The sequence below is a fragment of the Pannonibacter indicus genome (assembly GCF_001418225.1).
GTDB classification, from domain to species: Bacteria; Pseudomonadota; Alphaproteobacteria; order Rhizobiales; family Stappiaceae; genus Pannonibacter; species Pannonibacter indicus.
In genome coordinates, this window is sequence record NZ_LIPT01000002.1 from 111,437 (window position 1) to 132,307 (window position 20,871).

A 20,871-nucleotide genomic window follows, 5' to 3' on the forward strand; every position below is an offset into this window, starting at 1 on the left:
CCGGAGTTGAGCAGCATCTGAACCAGCAAGCAGGCGCCGCGTTCCATCATCCGGAAGGCGGCGCAAGGATATTTGGAGTGTCATGGCGGCGAAGGACCTCACAGCGCCTTTGGGTATGGGCAAGCGGAAACTGATCCGTTTGCCGTTCGGCCTGATCGGCATGGGACTGATGACGGTGGTCATCACCACCGGCCTGCTGTGGATGGGCGTCGTCGATGACCCGCTGGGCGGTGAGCCCACCGCCGTGGTGCCGCTGGAACGCACGGTCGAGGACCTCGCCGCCCGTGACATCGCGGCCTTGAGCGTGCAGCAGGATCTCAGTTCCGGCGAAGATGGCCGGACTGGCAAGCAGCACGCCACCCTGGGGCCGCGCTTTGACGATGAGGCCAACCAGCCGAGCCGCATCGGAGAAGGCCTGTCGGTGACGCCCGATCAGCGGGTCACAGAGCGTATCGAATATGGCTATTTGCCCAAGGTTGGCGGTGATGGCATCCGGCCGCTGGATCTTTATGCAAGACCGCTGCCGGGTGATCTTCTGTCCGCACCGCGCATTGCCGTTGTCATCGGCGGGATCGGCCTGTCGGAAGCGGGCAGCCAGAATGCGCTGAAGAGCCTGCCGCCGGAAGTCACGCTGGCCATCGCGCCTTATGCCGCCACACCCGACCGCTGGATGAAACAGGCGCGGGCGGCAGGCCATGAGCTTTTGATGCAGCTGCCGCTGGAGCCGTTCGATTATCCGGACAATGATCCCGGCCCGCACACGCTGCTGGTGAGCCTGCGCAGCCCCGAGTTTCTTGACCGGTTGAGCTGGCTTTTGTCGCGGACCACCAACTATGCCGGTGTAATCAACACGCAAGGCGGCCGTTTCACCGCAGCCGAGCCATCCATGCAGCTGCTGCTGGAACAGATCACCCAGCGGGGCCTGATGTATGTGGATGACGGAACGTCCTCCCGCACGGTTGCACCGGCGGCCGCCTCTGCGGCCCGCACCCCCTTCACCCGGGTCGATGTGGTGCTGGATGCCGTCCCGCGGGCCGAAGATATCAAAGGTCAGCTTCTGCAGCTGGAGGCTCTGGCGCGGGCCCGCGGAGTTGCCGTTGCATCGGGCACGGCGCTGCCCGTTACCATCAAGACGCTGCAGGAATGGGCTGCGGATCTGGAACGGCGCGGCCTGCAGCTGGTTCCCGTCAGCGCCACCATCGACAGAGCACCGCAAGGCTGATACCGGAGAGTACGCCCGTGTTTCAGCAGATGGCAGCCTGCGGTTTTGTGATAGTCTGACCTGGCTGACGGTATGTGGAGTAAGACGTGAGCAAGGCCTTGCATGATGTTCCGGGTACGGGTGCACCCGGCCAGCTGCCCTACCGCCCCTGTGTGGGCATCATGCTTGTCAACCGGGAAGGCCGTGTCTGGGCCGGTCACCGGTTCGATCCCAAGGCCGCACACACGGGGCGCAGGATCGAGGAGGAATACGCCTGGCAGATGCCGCAGGGCGGCATCGATGCCGGTGAAGATCCGCTGACCGCAGCCTTCCGCGAACTCTATGAGGAAACTTCCGTCCGCTCCGCATCGCTGATTGCCGAAGCCCCCGGCTGGTTCACCTACGACTATCCGCCCGAAGTGCTCGCCAGCACCCGGCATGGCAAATACCGGGGACAGGCGCAGAAATGGTATGCCCTGCGCTTTGAAGGCGAGGACAGCGAGATCAACATCCTCACCCCGCCCAAAGGCCATTCCCAGGAGTTCGACGGCTGGCGCTGGGAGGAGGCTGCGAGGCTTCCGGAGTTGATCGTCCCCTTCAAGCGGCATGTCTATCAGCAGGTGGTCGAAGCCTTCGCAAGGCTAGTGCCGGGGCTTTGATCCTGCTCCAGAGCGCATTCATGACGTCCGGGCCTGCGGCAGGTACCGGCGTTACCCTGTCTCTGATGCCGCCCTGGCTTTTGCGGCCTGCCATTCGCGGCGCACATCTGCGTCTGTTTCCTGGATGAGCCGGTCCTTTGCCAATGCCGCAAAGGCTTCCGGCGCAAGCAGGCGGGACAGGGCCCAGACGGCGGCACCGCGCACAACAGCCGCATCATCATTCAGCAGCACCACGGCCTGTGGCACATGACCGGCATCGGCGCTGTTTCCTGCCGCGATCAGGCAGTTGCGGATGAAGCGGTCCCGGCCGATGCGCTTCACCGGCGAGCCGGAAAAAAGCTGGCGGAAGGCCGGGTCATCCAGCCTCAAGAGTGTGGCCAGTGACGGCGCCTCCAGATCCTCCCGCGCCTGCAGCTTGGCTTCGCGGGCCTCCACGGCAAACTTGTTCCAGGGGCAGGCGGCAAGGCAATCATCGCAGCCATAGATGCGGTTGCCGAAGGCCACGCGGAACTCGTCCGGAATCGGTCCGGCGTGCTCGATGGTCAGATAGGAAATGCAACGGCGGGCATCGAGCCGGTAGGGCTGCGGGAAGGCGTCTGTCGGACAGGCGGACAGGCAGGCCCGGCAGGAGCCGCAATGGTCGCGCTCCGGCTCTCCGGCAGCAAGATCCAGCGTGGTGAAGATACTGGCGAGAAAGAACCAGGAGCCGAGCCGCCGCGACACCAGATTGGTGTGCTTGCCCTGCCAGCCAAGGCCTGCAGCCTGTGCCAGCGGCTTTTCCATCACTGGTGCCGTATCGACAAACACCTTCACATCGCCGCCGCCAGCGCGGGAAACGAGGAAGCTCGCCAGCTCTTTCAGCTTGCCCTTGATGACATCGTGATAGTCCCGGTGCCGGGCATAAACGGAAATGTTGCCCCTGTCCGGATGAGCCAGATTCTCCAGAGCATCACCGGCGGGGCCATAGTTCATCGCCAGCATGATGACGGAGCGCACGTCCGGCCACAGAACGCTGGGGCTGGCGCGCCGGTCCGCCGTCTCCGCCATCCAGCCCATGGAGCCATGATGCCCGTCGGCCAGAAACTGCGCCAGCCGCTGAGGTGCTAGCGGAATGGCATCGGGCCGGGTGATGGCGAGATCATCGAAGCCCAGCTGGGCGGCCTTATCCTTGAGCTGGCGGCAAAGGCGGTCCAGAGCCTTTGCCGGAAACACCGGGTTTGAAGGCACAGCCGGGCTGTTGCGGCTCTGTGTCAGAAGTCCAGATCCGCATAGGTCATCGACGGCGGCATGCCGAGCATCTTTTCGCTCAGGAGCGGACGGAAGCTCGGGCGCGATTTCACCCGTGCATACCAGGCCTTGACGTTCTCCTCGGTTTCCCATGGCACTTCGCCCAGATAATCGGCGCAGGACAGTTCGGCGGCGAGCGCGAAATCCGCGAAGCTCAGCCGGTCGCCGCCCAGCCATTTGCGCGAGGCCGCAAGATAGCCGAAATAGCGCATGTGATGGTGAATATTGGCGCGCGCCACGCGCAGAATGGCCGAATCAGGCTCGCCGCCGCCGACAGAGCGGGGCATGTCCTGCTTGTAGATGCGCTCGCGCACGAAATGGCCGGCCACCTCGTCATCGAACTTGCGCAGGCCCCATTCCACCAGACGGCGGGTCTCTGCCCGCAGCTCCGGATGGTCCGGCATCAGCCGCCGGTCGCCCATCGCATAGCCGCGCGTTTCATCGAGATATTCCATGATGGCATAGGGACCGCAGACCGGCGTGCCGCCGTTCTCGATCAGAACCGGCACGGTTCCGGCCGGATTGAGCATCAGGAATTCCCGGCGCCGTTCCCAGGGGTTGATGGTGTGCATCTCGTAATTTGCGCCGTACTCCCCGAGGATGAGACGCACAAAACGGGAAGACGGCGAGAACGGATGATGATAAAGCGTGAGCATTCAGTGATTTGGACCTTCAGCGCCGGGTGCCCCCCAAGCGCCCGCCACAACTCTAGTAGGATATGGTTAGCATCCTGTTGCTGCCGCCCTCTTTTCCCGCGAGCCAGCGCGCCCGCATAGATCATGTCCCGCAGCGGGATTCAATAGCCTCTCAACAGGTCTTTTCAGGAGTTCATTTCCGATGACAAGCGATACGATCATCAGCGCCTTCATTCTAGGCATTGTCGAGGGTCTGACCGAGTTCATTCCGGTCTCTTCCACCGGCCACATCCTGCTGCTCGGCCACTTCCTCGGCTTTGAGAGCACGGGCAAGACCTTCGAGGTGCTGATCCAGCTCGGCGCGATCCTCGCCATCCTCAGCGTCTATTTCGGCCGCCTGTGGTCCATCGCCACCGCCCTGCCGAACGACCGGCGCGCCCAGCGCTTTGTCGCGGGCATCCTGCTTGCCTTCCTGCCGGCGGCCGTCATCGGCGTGCTGGCGCATGGCTTCATCAAGTCGGTGCTGTTTGAATCACCGGCCCTGATCTGCACCACCCTGCTGCTGGGCGGTGTTGCACTGCTGGTGATCGACCGGCTGCCGCTGAAGCCGCGCTATCACAACGCCATGGATTTCCCCCTGCACCTGTGCCTTGCCATCGGTTTCGTCCAGTGCCTTGCCATGATTCCGGGCGTGTCGCGCTCCGGCTCGACCATCGCCGGCTCCCTGCTGATGGGCACAGACAAGCGCTCTGCGGCGGAATTTTCGTTCTTCCTGGCCATGCCGACCATGGCAGGCGCGTTTGCCTATGACCTCTACAAGAACCGCGATGTTCTTTCGATGGACGACGCCACGATCATCGCCATCGGCTTTGTCATGTCATTCGTGGCAGCTGTCTTTGTGGTGCGCAAGCTGCTGGACTTCGTCTCGCGCCACGGCTTTGCGCCTTTCGCCTGGTGGCGCATTGCCGTGGGCCTTGCGGGCTTTGCCGGTCTCTATTTCTTCGGATAAGGGGCTCATACCAAAACTCGATGAGCTTGCCTCATCGAGTTTTGGTCAAGTCCGTGCGGCGCATGAGCAATTTCAAGGCGTGATGCATTAGCATTGATGCCTTTGATCAAACCTCAGGCGATGCCATAGGCCCTGAGTGCCGCCGTTACGGCCGCTGCGCCAATGACGATGACGGGGAACGGCGCCCGTAGCAGATAGAGGCCGAGACCAGCGGTTACGCCCGCAGGTCTCGCCCAGCCCGCGAAGGCGGTCCCGTCCAGCAAGGCGGAACTGGCCATCAGCGACACCAGCATCACGACAGCTGCAGCCTGAGACAGCTGCTGCATGCGCCCCGACAGGACCAGCCGCCCATGCAGCAGGGGGCCGGTGGCGCGGAAGGCGAAGGTGCCGGCCGCCAGCGCCAGAATGGCGGCCAGCGGCATCAGGTTCTCAGTCATTTGCGCAATCCCCTGCCAGTTCACGGGCTGCCAGTTCACGGGCAGGTGCGGGCGTAGGCGGCCAGACGATGAACACCACCAGCCCGCAGAGCGCCGCCAGCACGGGCACACCTGCGGGCAGCACCGGTGTCAGCACGAAGGCGATGGCCGCCCCGAGAGCCGCGGCAAGCCGCAGCCGCGCATCCTTCAGCGCTGGCAGCACCAGTGCCAGCAGCACCGCCGGGAAGGCCGCATCAAGGCCCAGCGCCGAGGCATCGCCCACCGCCTGACCGAGCAATGCCCCGGCGAATGTCCCCACGTTCCACAGGATGTAGAGGCCAATGGCGCAGGCCCAGTAGAGCGCGCGGGCACGCTCCGGATTGCTGTCCTTCAGCGAAAAGGCCAGCGCCTCGTCGGTGAGCAGGTGCGATCCAAGCAGTTTCTGCAAGAGCCCGCCGCGCAGAAGGCCAGCCACCGAGAAGCCAAAGGGCAGATGCCGGGCATTGAGCACCAGCCCGGCCAGAACCGCAGCCACCGGCCCGCCGCCCGCCAGCACAACGCCAACGGCCGCAAATTGCGAGGCGCCTGCAAAGACGATGGTGGACATGGCCAGCGGCACCCAGAACGGCAATCCGCCGCCCGTGGCTATGGCCCCAAAAGAGACACCGGCAATGGTGGTGGCGCCGCAGATCAGCAGCACGTCCATCCAGTCCCGGCGCGTGAGTGTTTGAAATATCGTCCGCATGTGCGATAAAATGAACAAAGCCATATCGTTCGTCAAGCCGAACAGACGTTCGTCATCAAGAACGAACCGCAAGACGCAAAGGCCCCGCATGTCAGACACCGCCGAAGCCCTCCGGCAATGGATTTCCATCGCACTCAAGACCGAGCGGGAGAAGGCGGGTCTGAGCCTCAGCGAACTGGCACGCCGGGCGGGTCTTTCCAAGTCCACCCTGTCCCAGCTGGAAGCGGGCAACGGCAATCCGGGCATCGAAACGCTGTGGATGCTGGCGGTCGCGCTCAACATCCCCTTCAGCCGCCTTGTCGACCGGCCGGAGCGCAGCACCCGTCTGGTGCGGGCGGGCGAAGGCCCTTACACCTTGTCCGAGGAGGCGGCCGTCCGCGCAACACTTCTGTCCACCGGCAGCACCGGCACACGGCGGGACATCTACCGCATGGATCTTGAGCCCGGACGCGCGCGGCGCTCTCCGGCCCATATTGCAGGCACGACGGAACATGTGCTGGTCGCATCCGGTCGCGCCCGCGTCGGCCCGGAGACGGAAACCGAAGACCTCTCACCCGGCGATTACTACACCTATCCCGGCGATACGGCCCATCTCTACGAAGCCCTTGAGCCCGGAACGGTGCTGCTGCTGGTGATGGAGCACGCCTGACATCAGGAGTTTTCCGGTCCTAACGCTTTTTTCGCTTCCCTTGCGGTAGAACACGGCATCCGGCGCGGGGTGCGCCGCAGCCATGAAGGGGACCTACCATGCAAGGGCAGCTTTCGGTTTTCCGTTATCTGCTGACCGCCGCCAGCTTCTGCGCCGCCGTTCTCGCCGTGGCGCCCGCAGCTCACGCCGCAGATAACGGCCCTGTCTCCGTCGAACAGGGCGTGACCTACGAATATCTCGACCGTTGGGACGTGGACAAGCTGAACGAAATCCTGACCAAGGATACGCCTGCCTTTGCCGGGATCACCGAGACCTACACCCCGGCCCGCAATGCAGTGAAGCTCTACCGCGTCACCTATCCGTCCGTGATCCCGGAGCGCGGCAACAAGCCGACCGTTGCCACTGGCCTGCTCGCCGTTCCGGACATCGAAGGCAGCAGCTTCCCCCTCGTGTCCTATCAGCACGGCACGGTCTACCTGAAGCAGCAGGTGCCGTCCTATCCGGATCAGTCGCCGGAAACCCAGCTGATGATCGCCCAGTTCGCCGGTCAGGGCTATCTGCTCATCGGTGCGGACTATTTCGGCCTTGGCGATTCGCCTGAGACGGAAGGCTACATGGTCAAGGCCAGCCACCAGCAGGCCACCTATGACATGCTCACCGCCAGCCGGTCCGTGCTCACTGCCATGAAGCTGGAGGACAGCAAGCTGTTCCTCGCCGGCTGGTCGCAGGGCGGCTATGTCACCATGGCCATGGTGCAGAAACTCGAACAGGCCGGTGTGCCCGTCACGGCCGCGGCCACCGCCAGCGCGCCCATCGACATTTTCGCAGCGCTCAACGGCTTCCTGAATTTCCCGCGCAAATTCGATGCGGATTGGGTCAACAGCCTGTTCATCCTGTCGTCCTTCTCCTACGAGCACTATTACGGCCTGCCCGGCCTTGCCCGCTCGATGATCGCGGAGGAATACTATGACGTGGCGCAGAAGGCCTATCTGCGCGAGCCCATTGATCCGTCCACGATCCCGGGCGACCTGCACAAGCTGCTGAAGCCGGAATATTTCGACACCCAGTTCTTCGCCGCCTCCGCCTTTGGCCGCCTTGCGGCACAGAACGAGGTCTTCCGCTGGATCTACAAGACCCCGGTGCGCAACTATTACGGCGAATCGGACGAAGCCATCTCCGTGGGTATCGGCCGCATGGCCATGACCTATCAGCAGGCCATCGGCGCCGGAAACCCGGCCGTGGAAGCTGTGTCTACCGGCGGCACCACCCACCGCGGCACCTTCGCCCGCGCCACCCCGCAGTGGAAGGCCTGGTTCGACGGGCTGTGAGGGGCCGAAAGACCCCCTCCTTTTGCCGATCTCTCCTTCCTTGAGCTACGGCATGCACACATCCGTTGCAGACATCGGCCGCAGTGATGCATCTGATCTGTGGCAGGACCTCGCCGCCCCCCTCCCCCTGGTGGGGAGGGGGGCTGAAACGCCGTGCCGGAATGACCGGACTGCGGGCTTTCCCCAAGCCGTCTCCGGCTTCAAGCACGATGTGTGAATCCGGTAGCCCTCGTGGGGAGGGGGGTGGTGCACGTCTGAGGGAAGCGCGCGGCTGGCCGTTCGTGTCCCCCTTGAATTCCCCTTCCCGCTTGACGGCATATAGTTGCATTTGCAATCAATTGTGCTTCCAGTCCGCCTTGGGAGGGGCTTATGGGCCGCGTTGTCCTTCACACCTATTTCCGCAGTTCCACGTCCTTCCGGGTGCGCATTGCGCTGGCCATGAAGGGCATTGCCTATGAGCCGGTGTTCCACCACCTGCGCCTCGGCAAGCACCGGGAGCCCGGATACCTCGCCGTCAACCCGCAAGGCCTGGTGCCCACGCTGGAGTGGAGCGACGGCACGGTGCTGAGCCAGTCGCTGGCCATCATCGAGTTTCTGGACGAGATGGTGCCTGAGCCCCGGCTGCTGCCGGAGGATGCCAGAGGCCGGGCACGGGTGCGGATGCTGTCGCAGATGATTGCCTGCGACATCCACCCGGTGAACAACCTGCGCATCCTCAACGCCCTGCGCAGCCGCTTCGGCGCTGATGATGCGGCAGTTGCGGACTGGTTCCGCACATGGGTGGCCGAGACCTTCGGCCCGCTTGAGATGCTGCTGGCGCAGAGCCCGGAAACCGGCCGCTTCTGCCACGGCGATGCGGTGACCATGGCCGATCTCTGCCTTGTGGCGCAGGTGGCCAACAATGGCCGCTTCGGCGTGGACATGAACCCCTATCCGGTGATCTCCCGCATCCACGCCGCCGCCATGGACCTCCCCGCCTTCACCGCCGCCGCCCCGCAGAATCAGCCTGATGCGGAATAGCCTGCCAAACGCAAACGGCGCCCGCTGAGGGCGCCGTGCATCTTCAGAAGCCGGAAAATCCGACAATCAGGCGATCGACTGGCCGGTCTTGGCCCAGTCGGCCAGGAAGGTTTCGAGGCCCTTGTCGGTCAGCGGATGCTTGACCAGTGCCTTGAGCGTTGCCGGGGGAATGGTGGCAACGTCGGCACCGGCGATGGCGCAATCCTTGACGTGGTTGATGGTGCGGATCGACGCGGCCAGGATTTCGGTCTGGAAGCCATAGTTGTCGTAGATCACCCGGATCTCGCGGATCAGTTCCATGCCGTCGATGTTGATGTCATCGAGACGGCCAATGAAGGGCGAGACATAGGTGGCACCGGCCTTGGCAGCCAGCAGCGCCTGCGTGGCCGAGAAGCACAGGGTGACGTTGGTCTTGTGACCGGCAGAGGTCAGCGCCTTGCAGGCCTTAAGGCCGTCCATGGTCAGCGGCAGCTTGATGACGACATTGTCAGCAATGGCGGCCAGCACCTTGGCTTCGCGCATCATGCCTTCATAGTCGGTCGCCGCCACTTCGGCGGACACGGGGCCCTTGGTGATCTTGCAGATCTCGGCAATGACCTCCTTCATCGGGCGGCCGGCCTTCATCACGAGCGACGGATTGGTGGTGACGCCATCGAGCAGGCCGGTGGATTCCAGCCCGGCAATCTCGGCGGTGTCTGCGGTATCGACAAAGAATTTCATGCGAGTATCCACTCCCCTTGCGCCCGGCTTGCCCTCTGGGGCAATCAGGCATGAGTTGAGACGCGTGCGATGGAGGTGCCGCGCGTCTGTCCCGTCCCTGCCTCTTTAGCGTAGGATTGCGCCGAGCAACACCCCCGATTCGGAATGTGACAAGCGATTGCGGAACGCACCTCAGCATTTGACCCGGTTTTCTGGCGCAGGACGCATGAGCGTCCGCGAAGCGAGGGCCGATGCTGTTTGACGATCTGCCCCGCAACCATGAAACCATCGTCAGCGTGCTGGTGCCGGTCGCCGTGCCTGCGCCCTATACCTACAAGGTGCCGGCGGAGATGAGCGTGCGGCCGGGCGCCATCGTGCGTGTGCCGCTGGGCCCGCGTGAGGTGGTGGGTGTTGTCTGGGATGTGGAGCCGGAGGCCGGCATCGATCCGCGCAAGCTGAAATCCATCACCCATGTCTATGACGCCCCGCCGCTGGGTGATGAACTGCGCCGCTTCATCGACTGGGTCGCCAACTGGACGCTGGCCGCGCCGGGCATGGTGGTGCGCATGGTGCTGCGCTCGGAAGATGCGCTGGAGCCGGAGGCGCCCGTTTCCGGCGTGATCCGCGTCGAGGGCGCAACACCCGACCGGACAACCCCGGCCCGCGCCAAGGTGCTGGCGCTGATGGAAGACGGCATGGCCTGGACGAAGCCGGGGCTTGCCGCCACGGCGGGAGTCAGCGCCTCGGTCATCGACGGGCTTTTGCAGCAGGGCGTTTTGGAAACCGTGGCCATGACTGCCAGCCCCCTGCCTCTGCCGCCGGATCCTGCCTTTGCCCCGCCGCAGCTGACGCCGGCCCAGAGTGCCGTGTCAACTGCACTGGTGGAGAGTTTCGACAAGGGCAGCGTGGTGTCGCTCATCGATGGCGTAACCGGCTCGGGCAAGACGGAGGTCTATTTCGAGGCCGTGGCGGAGGCCATAAGGCGCGGACGGCAGGCGGTGATTCTGGTGCCGGAAATCGGCCTGACGGAACAGTTCCTGCGCCGCTTCGAGCAGCGCTTCGGCGTGCCGCCTGCCGAGTGGCACTCGGAAATCACGCCGAAGAAGCGCGCCCGCGTCTGGCGCGGGGTGGCGAAGGGGGAGATCCCCGTGGTGGTTGGCGCGCGCTCGGCGCTGTTCCTGCCCTTTGCCAATCTGGGGCTGATTGTCGTGGATGAAGAGCACGACACCGCCTTCAAGCAGGATGACCGGGTGTCCTACAACGCCCGCGACATGGCCGTGGTGCGCGGGCACCTGGCGCGCTTTCCCGTGGTGCTGGCCTCCGCCACGCCATCGGTCGAGAGCCGGGTGAATGCGGATACGGGCCGCTATGTGCGCCATGTGCTGCCGGAGCGCGCCACGGGCGCCGCCCTGCCGGAGCTGGGGCTCATCGACATGCGCACCGAAGGACCGGAGCGCGGCCGCTGGCTGGCACCTGCCATGATCGAGGCCATCCGCCAGACCTTTGCCGAAAAGCATCAGTCGCTGCTGTTCCTCAACCGGCGCGGCTATGCCCCCCTCACCCTCTGCCGCTCCTGCGGCCACCGGTTCCAGTGCAGCCATTGCAGCGCCTGGCTGGTGGAGCACCGGATGAAGGGCAAGCTGGTATGCCACCACTGTGGCCATCAGGAGCCCGTGCCCCGCGCCTGCCCCGCCTGCGGCACCCAGGATGCACTTGTCGCCTGCGGTCCCGGCGTGGAGAGAATTGCCGAAGAAGTGGAAGGGCTGTTTCCTCAGGCCCGCACTCTCATCCTGTCGTCGGATATCAGCGGCGGCCCGGAGCGCTTACGGCGGGAGATGAAGATCGTCGAGGAGGGCGGCGCCGACATCATCATCGGCACGCAGCTCGTCGCCAAGGGCCACAACTTTCCGCTGATGCGGCTTGTCGGCGTGGTCGATGCTGACCTCGGCCTTGCCCATGGTGACCCGCGTGCGGCCGAGCGCACCTTCCAGCTGCTGGCGCAGGTGACGGGCCGCGCCGGACGCATGACCGGCGGCGGGCGCGGGTTGCTGCAAAGCTACTCGCCCGAGCACCCCGTGCTCAAAGCGCTGGTTTCCGCCGACCGCGAGGCCTTTTACCAGGCCGAGATCGAGGCCCGCCGCGTCACCGGCCTGCCGCCGTTCGGGCGGCTGGCGGCGCTGATCATCTCAGGCCCCGAAAAGGCGCAGACGGAGGGCTTTGCCCGCGCCGTGCTGCGCGCTGCCCCGCCTCATCAGGGCATCACCGTGCTGGGCCCGGCCGAGGCGGCGATGGCGCTGGTGCGCGGCCGGCACCGCTTCCGCCTGCTCGCCATGGCACCCCGGCAGGTGGACCTTCAGGGCTATCTGCGGCACTGGATGAGCCTCGTCCCACCCGCCCGCGGCGGGTTGCGGCTGCAGATCGATATCGACCCGCAGCAGTTTTTGTGACCGCTGTTGCGCGCTGCGGCAAGATTCCGCCAAAATGCAGCATTTCTGCCCACTGGCAAAGTTGCACACCTCGGTGGGCTGTGTTATTCGAGGCGCGGCTTCTGGGGGGTGCGGTTCTGCCGTCAAACCTTATGACCCTGAAAAACCAATAATTTTCAAGGCATTGACTCGGGGTCACCCCCTTGCCGGTGCCAAGAAATGTGTCAGAGAGCTCGGACCTGGTGACTGACAACGTATCTCTCGTATCCGGCGTCGCGAAGCGCTATGCTTCTGCCCTGCTGGACCTTGCCGGGGACGGCGGCGTGACCGCAGACGTCGAGCGTGATCTCAATGCGTTTGAAGGCATGCTTGCCGAAAGCGCAGATCTCGTCCGTCTGGTGCGCAGCCCCGTATTCAGCGCCGATGAGCAGCTTGCGGCTCTGGACGCGCTGCTTGCCAAGGCCGGTATCACCGGTCTTGCCGCGAATTTCGTGAAGCTGGCTGCAAAGAACCGCCGCCTCTTCGTTCTTCCCGACATGATCAAGGCCTTCCGGGCGCTTCTCGCCGAGAAGCGTGGCGAGACGACTGCTGAAGTCGTTTCCGCTGCTCCCCTGTCGGATGCGCATGTCGCTGCCCTGAAGGAAGCGCTCGCTGCTTCCACGGGCAAGTCCGTCAAGATCGCCGCGAGCGTTGATCCTGCCCTCATTGGCGGCCTTGTCGTCAAGGTCGGCAGCCGCATGATCGACACGTCGCTGCGCACCAAGCTCAATACTCTCAAGTTCGCAATGAAAGAGGTCGGCTGATGGATATTCGGGCCGCGGAGATTTCCGCTATCCTCAAGGACCAGATCAAGGGTTTCGGCCAAGAAGCCGAAGTGTCCGAAGTCGGTCAAGTGCTTTCCGTCGGTGACGGTATTGCGCGCGTTTACGGTCTGGACAATGTCCAGGCCGGTGAAATGGTCGAGTTCCCGGGCGGTATCCGGGGCATGGCGCTCAACCTTGAAACCGACAACGTCGGTGTCGTGATTTTTGGTTCCGACCGCGACATCAAGGAAGGCGACATTGTCAAGCGTACCGGCGCCATCGTGGAAGTCCCGGTCGGCAAGGGTCTGCTCGGCCGCGTTGTCGATCCGCTGGGCAACCCGCTGGACGGCAAGGGCCCGATCGAAGCGGCCGAAATGCGCCGCGTCGACGTCAAGGCTCCCGGCATTCTGCCGCGCAAGTCCGTGCACGAGCCCATGTCCACCGGTCTCAAGGCGATTGACGCCCTGATCCCGATCGGCCGCGGCCAGCGCGAGCTCGTCATCGGTGACCGCCAGACCGGCAAGACCGCGATCATTCTCGACACCTTCCTCAACCAGAAGCCGCTTCATGAAGGCTCGGACGAGAGCAACAAGCTGTACTGCATCTACGTCGCAGTCGGCCAGAAGCGCTCCACCGTTGCCCAGTTCGTGAAGACCCTGGAAGACAGCGGTGCTCTCGCCTACTCCATCGTCGTCGCCGCGACCGCTTCGGATGCAGCCCCGCTGCAGTTCCTGGCTCCGTTCGCCGGCTGCGCCATGGGCGAGTACTTCCGTGACAACGGCATGCATGCCGTGATCGGTTATGACGACCTGTCCAAGCAGGCCGTGGCTTACCGTCAGATGTCCCTGCTGCTCCGCCGCCCGCCCGGGCGCGAAGCTTTCCCGGGCGACGTGTTCTACCTGCACTCCCGTCTGCTGGAGCGTGCGGCCAAGCTGAACGAGGACAATGGCCTCGGTTCGCTCACCGCGCTGCCGGTCATCGAGACCCAGGCAAACGACGTGTCGGCCTACATTCCGACCAACGTGATCTCGATCACCGACGGTCAGATCTTCCTTGAAACCGACCTGTTCTACCAGGGCGTCCGCCCGGCCGTGAATGTGGGCCTGTCGGTGTCGCGCGTCGGCTCCTCGGCCCAGATCAAGGCGATGAAGCAGGTGGCAGGTCCGATCAAGGGCGAGCTGGCTCAGTACCGCGAAATGGCGGCCTTTGCCCAGTTCGGCTCTGACCTCGACGCCACCACCCAGCGCCTGCTGAACCGTGGTGCCCGTCTGGTTGAACTGCTGAAGCAGCCGCAGTTCTCGCCGCTGAAGACGCAGGAGCAGGTTGCGGTTATCTACGCCGGCGTGAACGGCTACCTGGACAAGATCCCGGTGGAGCGCGTTCGCGAGTTCGAGGCGGGCCTGCTGCTCTCCCTGCGTGGTGAGCATGCGGACCTCCTCGACGCCATCTGGCAGAAGAAGGCCCTCGACGATGAGCTGACCGCGCGCCTTCGTGCCGCGATCGAAGCCTTCGCCAAGAGCTTCTCGTAAACCAGAAACGCTGTCGGGATAAGGAGCAGGGGCGGCCATGCCGAGCCTGAAGGACCTAAGAAACCGTATCGCCTCGGTCAAGGCGACGCAGAAGATCACCAAGGCCATGAAAATGGTGGCCGCGGCGAAGCTGCGTCGCGCCCAGGACGCGGCGGAGGCGGCCCGGCCCTATGCGGAACGCATGGAGCAGGTGCTGGCCAACATTGCCGCTGCCTTTGAAGGCCGCGATGATGCGCCGAAGCTGATGACCGGCACGGGGCGCGATCAGGTACACCTCCTGGTCGTTGCCACTGCCGAACGCGGCCTGTGCGGCGGCTTCAACTCCTCGATCGCCAAGCTGGCGCGCGAGCGGGCCCGGAGCCTGATTGCACAGGGCAAGGAGGTGAAAATCCTCTGCGTCGGCAAGAAGGGCTTCGATGCCATCAAACGCGAGCTTGGCAAGTACGTCATCCGCACCATCGAGCTGCGCGGCGTCAAGTCCGTTGGCTATGCCAACGCAACTGACATCTCGGACATCATCTTCAAGATGTTCGAGGCCGGCGAGTTCGACGTCTGCACCCTGTTCTTTGCCGAATTCAAGTCGGTGATCAGCCAGGTGCCGACGGCGCAGCAGCTCATTCCGGCCAAGCTGCCGGAGACGGCCAAGGCAGCCGGTGGCGCGTCGCTGGTGTACGAATACGAGCCCGACGAGGCCGCTATTCTCACTGACCTTCTGCCCCGCAACGTGTCGGTGCAGATCTTCCGTGCGCTCCTTGAGAACGCCGCCTCCGAGCAGGGCGCCCGCATGTCCGCCATGGACAATGCGACCCGCAACGCAGGCGACATGATCAAGAAACTGACACTGCGCTACAACCGCCAGCGTCAGGCTCAGATCACCAAGGAACTGATTGAAATCATCTCGGGCGCCGAAGCGCTCTGACCGGATCGAGGATTGAGGGATGGCTGACAATAAAGTCGGACAGATCACCCAGGTCATCGGCGCCGTGGTCGACGTCAAGTTCGACGGCCACCTGCCGCAGATTCTGAACAGCCTGGAAGTGGACAACCAGGGCACCCGTCTGGTGCTCGAAGTTGCCCAGCATCTCGGCGAAAACACCGTTCGCACCATTGCGATGGACTCCACCGAAGGCCTCGTGCGCGGCCAGAAGGTCACCGACACCGGCGCACCGATTGCCGTGCCGGTTGGCGATGGCACCCTCGGCCGCATCATGAACGTGATCGGCGAGCCGGTTGACGAAGCCGGCCCGATCCCCCATGACGCCAAGCGTGCTATCCACCAGGAAGCTCCGAGCTTCGTCGAGCAGTCGACGGAAGCCCAGATCCTGGTCACCGGCATCAAGGTGGTGGACCTGTTGGCTCCTTACGCCAAGGGCGGCAAGATCGGCCTGTTCGGCGGCGCCGGCGTCGGCAAGACCGTTCTGATCATGGAACTCATCAATAACGTCGCAAAGGCACACGGCGGTTACTCCGTGTTCGCCGGCGTGGGTGAGCGTACCCGTGAAGGCAACGACCTTTACTGGGAAATGATCGAATCGGGCGTGAACAAGAAGGGTGGTGGCGAAGGCTCCAAGGCTGCACTTGTTTATGGCCAGATGAACGAGCCCCCCGGGGCACGTGCCCGCGTTGCTCTGACGGGTCTCACCGTCGCCGAGCATTTCCGTGACCAGGGCCAGGACGTGCTGTTCTTCGTGGACAACATCTTCCGCTTCACCCAGGCCGGTTCCGAAGTGTCCGCTCTGCTCGGCCGTATCCCGTCGGCCGTGGGTTACCAGCCGACGCTGGCGACCGACATGGGCACCATGCAGGAACGCATCACCACCACCACCAAGGGCTCGATCACCTCGGTGCAGGCCGTTTACGTGCCCGCAGACGATCTGACCGACCCGGCGCCGGCTTCGACCTTCGCCCACCTCGACGCAACGACGGTTCTCAACCGCTCGATCGCCGAAAAGGGTATCTACCCGGCCGTGGACCCGCTGGACTCGACCTCGCGCATGCTGGATGCCCGCATCATCGGCGAAGAGCACTACAATGTGGCCCGGCAGGTGCAGCAGACCCTGCAGCGTTACAAGGCCCTGCAGGACATCATCGCGATCCTGGGCATGGACGAGCTGTCTGAAGAAGACAAGCTGACCGTGGCCCGTGCCCGCAAGATCGAGCGTTTCCTGTCCCAGCCGTTCTTCGTGGCCGAAGTCTTCACCGGTTCGCCGGGCAAGCTCGTCGCCCTCGAGGATACGATCAAGGGCTTCAAGGGCCTGGTCGAAGGCGAATACGATCACCTGCCAGAAGCTGCCTTCTACATGGTTGGCAACATTCAGGAAGCGATCGAAAAGGCCCAGCGCCTGGCTGCTGAAGCTGCCTGATGCAAACTGCCGCAGCCGGGCTCCCCGGCCGCGGCATGTAATACCAGCCCGTGCGGCGTTTGAGCCTGTTCAAGGCGTGATGCGTTAGCATCGTAAGACTTGGTATAATTGGCGGCCGCCCGTGCGGCGCCGCTTCTTGCAGGGCGGCTTTGCCGCCCGCATTGCGACGAACAAAGGACACGCCAGATGGCACAGCCATTTCAGTTTGAGCTTGTCTCCCCTGAGCGCCTTCTCCTCTCGGACAAGGTTCTCGAGGTCACCGTTCCCGGCAGCGAAGGCGAGTTTGGTGTCCTGAAGGATCACAGCCCGTTCATGGCCACCATGCGTCCGGGCCTGCTGAAGGTCCGCACCGGCGAAGGCAAGCTGGTCGAGTACTTCGTGCGCGGCGGCTTTGCCGACGTGTCCACCAGCGGTCTCACCGTTCTGGCCGAACAGGCCATTCCGGTGACCGAACTGAAGGCCGACGTCATCGCCCAGCAGGTGCAGGACGCCCGTGAGGACGTTGCCGACGCCCGCGACGACGAAGCGCGCACCAAGGCCGAAGCAACACTGGCCCAGCTGATCGAAATCCAGACTGCGCTCAAGGCAGCCTGAGGATAACGGCCGGTCACGGTCAGAGCGGACATTTTTCGAAACGCGGTTCTCCGGAGCCGCGTTTTTTGTTTGCCGCAGGACAATCCTCCTCCCTGCTCCACGTTGGCCTGAACAAGAAAAAACCCGGCTCAACGGGGAGCCGGGTTGAGAAGGACAGCCGGGAGAAGGAAAGCTGCCCTGTCTTGAGTTTCCGTGCCTCAGGCCGCGATACGCTTGAAGGCCGGAGCAGACGCGCTTCTGGAGCGGCGGCGCTCTTCCGGCGGCATGTAGACCAGCGCGCGGTGGTCCGTGCAGTAGGACGTGCCGGACTCGACGCGCACATTGCACGGGAACGTGTAGTTGCCGCTGTCACCTTCGGCCCACTTGCAGCGGCCAGGACGCGGGAGGCTCAGAGCATTATCCATCTTCTTTTCCTTCTTGCCGGTCTCTGTTGCACGAAAACGCAAAAGACCGGCCGCTCCTCCGGAACTTGCCGGGCGGCCAGACGTCGCATTCTCGTGCTGGGATCTCATGGCGGCGCCGGACCGGAACAAAGTCAGGTCAGCAACCGCAAATCAAGCGCAGGTTACATAATGCCCCTGCAGACTTTGCGCAAGAGCTTAGCCGTCATGGAAGACCTGCAGGCAAAGCATGGCTGCAACTGCAGTTAACCTTCTGTCAATACTCCGCCCTCCGCGGCCAGAGACTCACGCGTATCGAGATCAAGCCGCGCGGCACGGCCCAGTTCAACTTCGGTACACACATCATCATGCGCGCCGATGAGATGCCGGGCACCCGTATCACCTTGAAGCTGCATGAGATCTTCGCGGAAGCGCGTGTCGATGAGCACCGGATTGCCGCGCTTGCGCTCTGCCGTCGCCAGCACGATCAGATGCCCCTCGCTGCGGTCATGGGCCGCAATCAGCGCATCAATCATGGCGCCGGTGATGCGCGGCATGTCACCCAGCAGAATCACGACGCCATCAAGATTGTCCGGCAAGGCCCGCAGCCCAAGACGGATGGAACTGGCCATACCCTCCGCAAAACCGGGGTTTATGACCGCCCGCACACGGCTGCCATCTGCTTCTCCAATCACCCGTTCCGCCATGTGGCCGGTGACCAGGATGACCTTTTCGAGCTGACTGGCCTCTGCGGCGTCAATGACATGGCGTATGACGCTTTTTCCATCCAGCTGCGCCAGAAGCTTGTTGCCGCCCGCCATGCGGCTGGAACTGCCCGCCGCCAGAATGATGCCGCCATAGCGCCCGCTGGCACTGGCGGCTGAAAACTTGCCCGCCCCCTGCTGCCGGGGCTGCGGGCGGCTGGCGATTTCCATCAAGAGCCCGCCAACACCAAGCCCGGTCACCACCTCTGGCGTCACGGGAAGCCCGGCAAGCAAGCGGTTCAGCACCCAGTCGAAGCCGTTTTCCGCCGGACTGCGGGCACAGCCCGGCGCGCCGATGACCGGCATGCCGTCCAATTCGCCCAGCAGCATCAGATTGCCCGGATCCACCGGCATGCCGAAGTGGATCACCCGGCCACCGGCCTGTTCGATGGCGGCGGGCAGAATATCGCGCCGGTCGGCAATGGCGGAGGCGCCGAAGAGCACGAAGAAATCCGCCCCCTGGCGCTTCAGGGCCGCAAGCGCCTCTCCCACCGCGTCCCTGTCATGGGCCACCCGGTGCTCGGCGATGACCTCGCTGCCGGAAGCCTCCAGCCGCCGCTCCAGCACCTTGCGGGTCTTGTCCATGGTGACCAGCTTCAGCTGGGGCAGCAGGGTTGCAACAAGCCCCACCCGGCGGGCGCAGTAGGGCGCGACACGGATGGCCCCTGTCCCGGCCAATTCCGCCGCAGCCAGATGGTGTTCGGCCACCGCATAGGGGATGATCTTGGCTGTTGCCACCATCCGGCCCGCATTAACGGCGGCAAATTCCGGCAGGGTGGCGAAGGTCAGTGCCGGATCAATGCGGTTCATGGCATCGACCTTCTGCCGGTCGATCACCAGCACGCCGTTCACCTCAGCATGAAGATTGACGCGGCCGGTCTGCACTCCGTCGCGGATCAAGCCGCTGCCCGCTGCGGCCTTTGCCAGCCTCTGCGCCGCTGTATTCTCATCCACATCGCCCGGTTCAAGCCGCGCCACCGTCACATCCGTCAGCCCCGCTGCGGCCAGCGCCTCGATGTCGGCTGCGGTGAGGCGGTGCCCCTTCTTCAGCAGCCCGTCTGCCGTGCGCGTCGCATGAACGAGCAGCGCGCCTTCGGCTTGCGCCAGGGGGACTGAACCAAATTGCATCAGCGCCCCCGGCCCGGCTTGCGCAGCGCCGCAATCACCTCACCCAGCACCGCGACGGCGATCTCGGCCGGTGAGGCTGCCCCGATATCGAGGCCGATGGGGGCACGGATGCGGGCAAGATCCGCCTCTGCGACACCCGCCGCCGCCAGCCGCTGCAGGCGGGCGGCGTGCGTCTTGCGGCTGCCCAGCGCGCCCACATAAAAGCACCCCGCCCGCAGCGCGCTTTCCAGCGCAAAGTCATCGATCTTCGGGTCATGGGTGACGGCGGCCAGCGCCGTATAGGCATCCAGCGGGCGCTCGCGCAGTGCATCCTGCGGCCAGTCGGCCATCAGCACATCCGCCGGGAACCGCTCGGGACTGGCAAAGGCGGTGCGCGGGTCAATCACCGTCACGTCAAACCCGGCAATCTGCGCCATCGGCAAGAGCGCCTGCGAGATATGCACCGCGCCGATGATCACGAGGCGCGGCGATGGCACGGACACGGTGAGGAAGGACTGCGTTCCATCCTCCGTGCTCACCAGCCCGGACGCGCCGGACAGGAACCGCTTTTCCAGCTCTGCGGCGAGAGGGTCCTCAGCCGCGGCCGCCCCCTTTTTCACCAGCCGCTGGGCGCCGCTGGCAAGCTCCGTCACCAGAATGACGGCCCGGCGGGCCGCACGCTCCTCATTGAGAGCGGCAAGAAGATCAAGCTGCATGGGTGACCGGCTCCACATAGACGCGGATGCGCCCGCCGCAGGACAGGCCGGCCCGCCAGGCGGTTTCATCGGCGACGCCGAATTCCAGCATCGAGGCCTTGCCGGAGGCAATCACATCCGCCGCCTCAGCGACAACCGCGCCCTCGACACAGCCGCCGGAGACGGAGCCCTCGAAATTGCCCTGCGCATCAATGACGAGATGGGAGCCAACCGGCCGGGGCGCAGAGCCCCAGGTCTCCACCACCGTTGCCACCGCCACCTTGCGGCCCGCCTTCACCCAAGCTTCTGCCACTGCCAGCTCATCCGCCATGGCACTCTCCCTCATGGTCTTTCCCGCAAGGATATAGGGAGGATGCAGGCACTGGAAAGAAAAACCCGCTCAGCCGGTTCAGCTGCAAGAATGCGGACAAGAAAAGAACAGCGCCCCGGAGGGCCGGGGCGCTGCAGCGGAACCAGGCATGATGGGTGCGCATGCCGGGGCCCGTTTGGGAAGCTGTAAAACGCGAGACAGCCGCAGCGGGGCTGCGGCTGTCTCTCATGT

The 20,871-nt window shown here is 64.3% G+C and carries 21 protein-coding genes; 12 read left to right on the plus strand and 9 right to left on the minus strand.

Going from position 1 to position 20,871, the window contains the following annotated elements; all coding sequences use genetic code 11:
* Positions 1 to 82 precede the first annotated feature (82 nt).
* Positions 83 to 1,222, plus strand: a complete 1,140-nt coding sequence (locus ASC48_RS03460) for a divergent polysaccharide deacetylase family protein (RefSeq protein ID WP_082439966.1) — start codon at positions 83 to 85, stop codon at positions 1,220 to 1,222.
* Positions 1,223 to 1,308: 86 nt separating this feature from the next.
* Positions 1,309 to 1,860 carry an RNA pyrophosphohydrolase gene (locus ASC48_RS03465; protein ID WP_055454431.1) on the plus strand — a complete coding sequence of 184 codons (552 nt, stop codon included), beginning with the start codon at positions 1,309 to 1,311 and terminating at the stop codon, positions 1,858 to 1,860.
* Between the two features lie 51 nt (positions 1,861 to 1,911).
* Here the strand turns inward: ASC48_RS03465 and queG are convergent, their stop codons facing one another.
* Positions 1,912 to 3,087 carry a tRNA epoxyqueuosine(34) reductase QueG gene (gene queG / locus ASC48_RS03470; protein WP_244269993.1) on the minus strand — a complete coding sequence of 392 codons (1,176 nt, stop codon included), beginning with the start codon at positions 3,085 to 3,087 and terminating at the stop codon, positions 1,912 to 1,914.
* 23 nt (positions 3,088 to 3,110) lie between these two features.
* Entirely contained in the window at positions 3,111 to 3,803 is a 693-nt protein-coding gene (locus ASC48_RS03475) for a glutathione S-transferase family protein (protein WP_055454433.1), read from the minus strand.
* Between the two features lie 181 nt (positions 3,804 to 3,984).
* On the opposite strand from ASC48_RS03475, the gene ASC48_RS03480 reads away from it, so the two are divergent.
* Positions 3,985 to 4,791 (plus strand): undecaprenyl-diphosphate phosphatase, encoded by an 807-nt coding sequence (locus ASC48_RS03480; protein WP_055454434.1) that lies wholly within the window; start codon positions 3,985 to 3,987, stop codon positions 4,789 to 4,791.
* Between the two features lie 113 nt (positions 4,792 to 4,904).
* Here ASC48_RS03480 and ASC48_RS03485 read toward each other — a convergent pair whose 3' ends face one another.
* Both ASC48_RS03485 and ASC48_RS03490 read right to left on the minus strand, forming a co-directional pair.
* Positions 4,905 to 5,228 carry an AzlD domain-containing protein gene (locus tag ASC48_RS03485; protein ID WP_082439967.1) on the minus strand — a complete coding sequence of 108 codons (324 nt, stop codon included), beginning with the start codon at positions 5,226 to 5,228 and terminating at the stop codon, positions 4,905 to 4,907.
* Positions 5,221 to 5,913, minus strand: coding sequence for an AzlC family ABC transporter permease (locus ASC48_RS03490; RefSeq protein ID WP_072242515.1), 693 nt, complete (start codon positions 5,911 to 5,913; stop codon positions 5,221 to 5,223). Before ASC48_RS03490 ends, ASC48_RS03485 begins: the two co-directional genes overlap by 8 nt.
* Positions 5,914 to 6,040: 127 nt before the next feature.
* Between ASC48_RS03490 and ASC48_RS03495 the strand changes: the two genes are divergently transcribed.
* The 3 genes from ASC48_RS03495 to maiA all read left to right on the plus strand — a co-directional run bounded on the left by ASC48_RS03495 (position 6,041) and on the right by maiA (position 8,949).
* The gene (locus tag ASC48_RS03495; RefSeq protein ID WP_055454435.1) at positions 6,041 to 6,601 is read left to right on the plus strand and encodes a helix-turn-helix domain-containing protein; all 561 of its coding nucleotides are present in this window, start codon (positions 6,041 to 6,043) and stop codon (positions 6,599 to 6,601) included.
* A gap of 98 nt (positions 6,602 to 6,699) precedes the next feature.
* Positions 6,700 to 7,929 carry an alpha/beta hydrolase family protein gene (locus ASC48_RS03500; RefSeq protein ID WP_055454436.1) on the plus strand — a complete coding sequence of 410 codons (1,230 nt, stop codon included), beginning with the start codon at positions 6,700 to 6,702 and terminating at the stop codon, positions 7,927 to 7,929.
* Positions 7,930 to 8,298: 369 nt separating this feature from the next.
* On the plus strand, positions 8,299 to 8,949 hold the full coding sequence (gene maiA / locus ASC48_RS03505) for a maleylacetoacetate isomerase (protein ID WP_055454437.1): 651 nt from the start codon (positions 8,299 to 8,301) through the stop codon (positions 8,947 to 8,949).
* Positions 8,950 to 9,015: 66 nt separating this feature from the next.
* Here maiA and fsa read toward each other — a convergent pair whose 3' ends face one another.
* On the minus strand, positions 9,016 to 9,669 hold the full coding sequence (gene fsa / locus ASC48_RS03510; RefSeq protein WP_055454438.1) for a fructose-6-phosphate aldolase: 654 nt from the start codon (positions 9,667 to 9,669) through the stop codon (positions 9,016 to 9,018).
* Between the two features lie 230 nt (positions 9,670 to 9,899).
* Between fsa and ASC48_RS03515 the strand changes: the two genes are divergently transcribed.
* The 6 genes from ASC48_RS03515 to ASC48_RS03540 all read left to right on the plus strand — a co-directional run bounded on the left by ASC48_RS03515 (position 9,900) and on the right by ASC48_RS03540 (position 17,363).
* Entirely contained in the window at positions 9,900 to 12,095 is a 2,196-nt protein-coding gene (locus tag ASC48_RS03515) for a primosomal protein N' (protein WP_055454439.1), read from the plus strand.
* A gap of 221 nt (positions 12,096 to 12,316) precedes the next feature.
* Positions 12,317 to 12,877, plus strand: a complete 561-nt coding sequence (locus ASC48_RS03520; protein WP_055454816.1) for a F0F1 ATP synthase subunit delta — start codon at positions 12,317 to 12,319, stop codon at positions 12,875 to 12,877.
* On the plus strand, positions 12,877 to 14,406 hold the full coding sequence (gene atpA / locus ASC48_RS03525) for a F0F1 ATP synthase subunit alpha (RefSeq protein WP_055454440.1): 1,530 nt from the start codon (positions 12,877 to 12,879) through the stop codon (positions 14,404 to 14,406). The genes ASC48_RS03520 and atpA overlap by 1 nt, the downstream gene beginning before the upstream one ends.
* 37 nt (positions 14,407 to 14,443) lie before the next feature.
* Entirely contained in the window at positions 14,444 to 15,325 is an 882-nt protein-coding gene (locus ASC48_RS03530; RefSeq protein ID WP_055454441.1) for a F0F1 ATP synthase subunit gamma, read from the plus strand.
* Between the two features lie 19 nt (positions 15,326 to 15,344).
* Positions 15,345 to 16,769: a F0F1 ATP synthase subunit beta gene (gene atpD / locus ASC48_RS03535; protein ID WP_055454442.1), complete on the plus strand. Its 1,425-nt coding sequence runs from the start codon at positions 15,345 to 15,347 to the stop codon at positions 16,767 to 16,769.
* Between the two features lie 186 nt (positions 16,770 to 16,955).
* Entirely contained in the window at positions 16,956 to 17,363 is a 408-nt protein-coding gene (locus tag ASC48_RS03540; RefSeq protein WP_050473351.1) for a F0F1 ATP synthase subunit epsilon, read from the plus strand.
* 197 nt (positions 17,364 to 17,560) lie between these two features.
* Here the strand turns inward: ASC48_RS03540 and ASC48_RS03545 are convergent, their stop codons facing one another.
* From ASC48_RS03545 to ASC48_RS03560, 4 genes are all read right to left on the minus strand, one after another.
* The gene (locus tag ASC48_RS03545) at positions 17,561 to 17,767 is read right to left on the minus strand and encodes a hypothetical protein (RefSeq protein WP_050473644.1); all 207 of its coding nucleotides are present in this window, start codon (positions 17,765 to 17,767) and stop codon (positions 17,561 to 17,563) included.
* 242 nt (positions 17,768 to 18,009) lie between these two features.
* Positions 18,010 to 19,635, minus strand: coding sequence for an NTP transferase domain-containing protein (locus ASC48_RS03550; protein WP_055454443.1), 1,626 nt, complete (start codon positions 19,633 to 19,635; stop codon positions 18,010 to 18,012).
* Positions 19,635 to 20,330: an XdhC family protein gene (locus ASC48_RS03555; protein WP_055454444.1), complete on the minus strand. Its 696-nt coding sequence runs from the start codon at positions 20,328 to 20,330 to the stop codon at positions 19,635 to 19,637. The genes ASC48_RS03550 and ASC48_RS03555 overlap by 1 nt, the downstream gene beginning before the upstream one ends.
* Positions 20,320 to 20,640, minus strand: a complete 321-nt coding sequence (locus tag ASC48_RS03560; protein ID WP_244269994.1) for an XdhC family protein — start codon at positions 20,638 to 20,640, stop codon at positions 20,320 to 20,322. The genes ASC48_RS03555 and ASC48_RS03560 overlap by 11 nt, the downstream gene beginning before the upstream one ends.
* Positions 20,641 to 20,871: the final 231 nt, after the last annotated feature.